A 5,371-nucleotide genomic window follows, 5' to 3' on the forward strand; every position below is an offset into this window, starting at 1 on the left:
GCCGGTCAAAATGAAGCATTTACGCACGGAAATTTTTACGAGTTGATGCTGGCCAACCAGCATAGCCGTGGCTTTGATGAGCGTGTTTACGCATACCTGCGTTATACAGACGTGCAACGTGTTTTGGTGTTGGTTAATTTTAGCCGTTATGAGCGCGAGATAAATATCATGTTACCGCGTGATGTAATAGATATGATGTTACTGCGTGGTGCGATTGCTTTTAGCGACATGTTGGGCGATAAAGTTTATCACACCATTAATATAGAAGATGGGTTGTACATAAAACTACCCGCAAGTGGTGGGGTTTTGTTGAATTTCTAAATAGAAAAATGGAATAAATTTAAAGTTTTCCGAAAAAATTGGCCGTTTTATTGAAAATAATTGCTAATTTCAACTTTAAAGATAAAATAGTAAGAATTTTTGCTTGCTTTGGGAACATAAATTGAGATAATCAGTATAAACAGGTATATGGAAGAATTGAAAGGTCCGAAAGCCCCGGCGGATAAGATTGATGTATCGGTGACAGATGTAGTGGAGCCTGAAGTAATACAACATTTAAACAACCCGGTTGTAGGCTTAAAACCAATAGTAAAAAAATACCTGGGCGCCGTACAAAAGGTAATCCAGGACGATAACAGGTTTTATTTTTCGGATCATGATGCCAAAGTGGAGGTTATTGTGATCAGTGATGATATTATCCGTGTAAGGTTGGCGCCGCACGGAGTTTTTTTGGAAGAGTTCAGTTATGCTGTTGATACCACTAAATTGGTACAAAAGTATTCTGTTTTTTCGCTTTCTGAAGACGATGACGAGTACCGGGTATCAACCAATACCGTAAACTGCCACATCAGCAAAAAGGATTTTCATATATCGTTCTCTGATAACGAAGGTCACGTCACAAGCAGCGATGCTAAGCCTATGCATTGGGAAGAGAACGTAGCTTTTGGTGGTTATTATGTTTTCTGTACCAAAACCTGCCAGCCAAAAGAGAGCTTTTTTGGGCTGGGCGATAAAGCCACCGAACTGAATCTGGTGGGCAAACGCCTGCAAAACTGGAACACGGATGCTTACTCTTTCGCGAAGGACCAGGACCCTTTGTACCGCAGCATACCCTTCTATATCAGTTTAAACGATGGCATAGCTCACGGCATATTTTTCGACAATACTTTTAAATCGCATTTTGATTTTGGGGCCGAAGATAAAACCAAAACCAGTTTTTGGGCCGATGGGGGTGAACTGCAATACTACCATATTCACGGTCCGCACATGATGGACGTTGTAAAACGTTACCATAGCTTAACCGGCACACACCCTATGCCGCCTCTTTGGGCGCTCGGATACCAACAATGCCGCTGGAGTTATTACCCCGAATCGAAAGTGAAAGAAGTGGCCGATGGTTTCCGCAAGAACAAAATACCCTGCGATGCCATTTATCTCGACATTGATTATATGGATGGTTACCGTTGCTTTACCTGGAACCGTAAATATTTCCCCGATCCCAAAAAGATGATTCGGGATTTGAACGACAAAGGCTTTAAAACGGTGGTAATTATAGACCCGGGGATCCGTGTGGATGATAATTATGGCGTATTTAAAGAAGGGAAGGCAAAAAAATACTTCTGTCGTCGCAGTGATGATTACTTTATGGAAGGCCACGTTTGGCCTGGCCGCTGCCAGTTTCCCGATTTTACCAACCCCGAAGTGCGCGAGTGGTGGGGCGGTTTGTTTGACGAATTGGTGCAGCTTGGCGTAGCGGGCGTTTGGAACGATATGAACGAACCTGCGGTATTTGGCGCAGGAACTTTCCCCGATGATGTGCGCCACCAGTATGACGGGCACCGTGGCTCACACCGCAAGGCACATAATGTGTACGGTATGCAAATGGTGCGTGCCACTTATGAGGGTCTGCGTAAACTTATGAAGAACAAGCGTCCATTTACCATTACACGGGCTGGTTACTCGGGCTTACAACGTTATTCATGCGTATGGACCGGTGATAACGTTGCATCTTGGGAACACTTGAAATTGGGTAACATACAATGCCAGCGATTATCGATGTCGGGCATATCTTTTTGCGGAACGGATATAGGTGGGTTTAGCGGCGAGCCTGATGGCGAATTGTTTACCCGCTGGATACAACTGGGTGTTTTCTCGCCCTTTATGCGTGCCCATTCGGCAGGCGATACCCGCGAACGCGAACCATGGTGCTTTGGCGAACCTTATACCTCAATAAACCGCAAATTTATTGAACTGCGGTACCGATTGATGCCATATTTCTATTCGGCCTTTTGGGAGCACCACCGTTATGGTTTCCCGATATTGAGGCCATTGGTGATGAGTGAGCAGGATGTGGAAATCAACCATTTCCGTCAAGACGAGTTCACTTTTGGCGATAAGATACTGGTTTGCCCCGTAATGGAGCAAGGGCAAAAAACCCGCAGAGTTTATCTGCCAAAAGGCGACTGGTACCATTACTGGACACACGAAAAACTAAAGGGCGGGGCGGAACTGGTGGTTGAAACCCCATTGGATTCGATGCCGATATTTGTAAAGGCCGGTGCAGTAATACCAGAGTCTCCGGTAATGCAGTTCGTTGGCGAAAAGCAGATTGATGAATTGCTGTTTCAGGTATACTACTCCACTTACGAGGTAAATTCTTTCTTTTTCGAGGATTATGGCGAAACCTTTGCCTACGAGCAGGATATTTACATGGAGAAAAAGTTTGTAACCAATGGCGACGATCACAGCATGACCATTACGCAATCCATTGAAGGATTGTACACACCACGTTACGAACATTACGAAATGAAGATCATTGGCCTGCCATTTAAGCCGTCAAAAGTATTGGTTGATAACAAGGCCATCATTAAAACAACTATCGACGAACTGGACCGTTATCGCTTCAAAGCGAACAAAAACTTCAGGATCATACAGATATTTAAGTAGGCTCTTATTTTGCCTATTCTGGTTTAATCGCACACTGATTGCCCGAAACTTAGCGCTTTCGGGCTTTTTTGTGTTTTTAACGGTATTAGTGCACGGTGATAATACGGATGAAATTCAGTGTTTTCACTGATTGCGGCCCTGTAAATTGAGCGTACCTTAGTACTGTTAATATAGTTTAAAGTTAATTAAGGGGGACAGAGCCCGGCAACCGCGATGGTTAGCCGGGTTTTGTATTTGATGACCAACTACATATTTGAGATGTAATAATTTAACGGTTTGATAAATCAATAATCAATAATTGACTAACTTGTGCCAAAATATAACGGCACACAATAAACATGTTTAGCTGTTGTAACCCAAATAAACGCACTGGTACCATGGCTAAAAAAGAGAATACCCCTAAAAGCACTACTAAACCTGCCGCTAAAGACAAGAAGCCTGTTTCTAAACCTACAGCCGTAATATTGAACGCAGTTGAACCTTATAGCCTTTTCACCGATTTTGATATCGGCCTGTTTAGAAGCGGTACACATTATAAGTTGTACGAAAAGTTTGGCGCGCATGTAGTGACTTATAAAGGCGTAGTGGGTACTTATTTTGCTGTATGGGCTCCTAATGCCACCTATGTTTCGGTAATAGCCAATTTTAATGGCTGGAGCCGAGGCTCGCACCCGCTATTGGTTCGTTGGGATGGCTCTGGAATTTGGGAAGGCTATATCCCCAATATTGGCGATGGCGAAACCTATAAATACTATATTAAGTCGTCAACCGGCGAAGACCTGGAAAAGAGCGACCCCTTTGCATTACGTTGGGAGGAACCGCCGCGTACCGCATCTATTGTAACTCATACTTATTTTGAGTGGCAAGATACCGAATGGATGAAGGTACGAAGGAATCACAATGCGCTGAACAAGCCCTGGAGTGTTTACGAAGTGCATTTCGGCTCCTGGGCACGTGGACTGGAAGACCCCGACGAATTTCTGTCGTATCGCGAAATGGCGCGTAAAATGGTGCCTTATGTTAAAGAGATGGGCTTTACCCACGTAGAGTTTATGCCTTTAATGGAACACCCATTTTATCCAAGCTGGGGATACCAAATAGTTGGCTTCTTTGCTGCATCAACACGGTATGGCAAGCCGCAAGATTTGATGTACCTCATCGAGGAGTTTCACAAAGCAGGCATAGGTGTTATTTTAGATTGGGTACCATCACACTTCCCCGGGGATGCGCATGGCTTATATAATTTTGATGGAACACACTTGTACGAGCATGCCGATGTACGCAAGGGTTTTCACCCGGACTGGAAATCATACATCTTTAATTATGGACGTAACGAGGTTAGGGCGTTCCTCATCAGCAACGCGCTGTTTTGGCTCGACCGTTACCATATCGATGGGTTACGAGTTGATGCAGTGGCATCCATGCTATACCTGGATTATTCGCGCAAACATGGCGAGTGGGAACCAAACATCTATGGCGGTAACCACAATCTTGAAGCCATATCGCTGTTGAAGGAGTTTAACGAAACGGTATACAGCTACTTCCCCGATGTGCAAACCATTGCCGAAGAATCTACTTCATTCACAGGAGTAAGTTATCCTACTTTTAAAGGAGGCTTAGGTTTTGGTATGAAATGGATGATGGGCTGGATGAACGATACCTTAAAATACTTTAAAGAAGACCCGATAAACCGAAAATACCATCACGGGCAAATCACTTTCAGTACCATATACGCCTTTACGGAAAACTTTATGCTACCGCTGTCGCACGATGAAGTGGTATATGGCAAGAAGTCATTGTTGCGCAAAATGCCGGGTGATGACTGGCAGCAATTTGCCAATCTGCGTCTGCTATATAGCTATATGTTTACCCACCCGGGTACCAAACTGTTGTTTATGGGTGCAGAGTTCGGGCAAAGTGAGGAATGGGATTTCCGAAAATCACTCGATTGGCATTTGCTGGAGTATGCGCCTCATCAGGGTATACAAGAAACTGTTAAAGCATTGAATCATTTATATGTCAATGAGCCGGGACTGCACGAGAAGAATTTTTCGTGGGATGGCTTTGAATGGATAGATGGGGGCAATGCCGATGATTCGATACTGGTTTACAGCCGTAAGGGGTACGATGCGAAGAACGAACTGGTGATTATTTTAAACATGACACCCGTAACGCGCCACAACTACCGCATCGGCGTGCCTTATGCCGGCACCTGGGAAGAAATCTTCAATTCGGATGCCAAACATTTTTGGGGCGCGGGCCTCATTAATACAGGCAAACTGAAAACAGAAGAGGTTGAATGGCAATGGAAAAAGAACTCGGTTGTTTTAACTTTACCACCGTTGGGTGCGGTAGTGTTAAAGCGGGTATAACTAAAAAGCCGTTCAAGTTTATTTGAACGGCTTTTTTTATGTGGATAGTTAAC

General features: G+C 44.2%; 2 protein-coding genes and 1 pseudogene. All 3 read left to right on the forward strand.

What is annotated here, in order from left to right:
• Positions 1 to 321: pseudogene (locus QZX97_RS07830) on the forward strand (alpha-amylase); the annotation flags it as partial.
• A 147-nt stretch (positions 322 to 468) separates the two neighbouring features.
• A complete protein-coding gene (locus tag QZX97_RS07835) occupies positions 469 to 2,946 on the forward strand; it encodes a glycoside hydrolase family 31 protein (protein WP_295664554.1) in 2,478 nt (825 codons plus the stop codon).
• A 377-nt stretch (positions 2,947 to 3,323) separates the two neighbouring features.
• Entirely contained in the window at positions 3,324 to 5,318 is a 1,995-nt protein-coding gene (gene glgB / locus QZX97_RS07840) for a 1,4-alpha-glucan branching protein GlgB (RefSeq protein ID WP_295649219.1), read from the forward strand.
• Positions 5,319 to 5,371 lie beyond the last annotated feature (53 nt).

The sequence above is a fragment of the uncultured Mucilaginibacter sp. genome (assembly GCF_903893715.1).
Lineage (GTDB): Bacteria > Bacteroidota > Bacteroidia > Sphingobacteriales > Sphingobacteriaceae > Mucilaginibacter.

Excerpts from the sequence above, each read along its gene's own strand:
- QZX97_RS07835 (WP_295664554.1), top strand. The coding sequence starts at position 469 with ATGGAAGAATTGAAAGGTCCGAAAGCCCCGGCGGATAAGATTGATGTA.
- glgB (WP_295649219.1), top strand. The coding sequence starts at position 3,324 with ATGGCTAAAAAAGAGAATACCCCTAAAAGCACTACTAAACCTGCCGCT.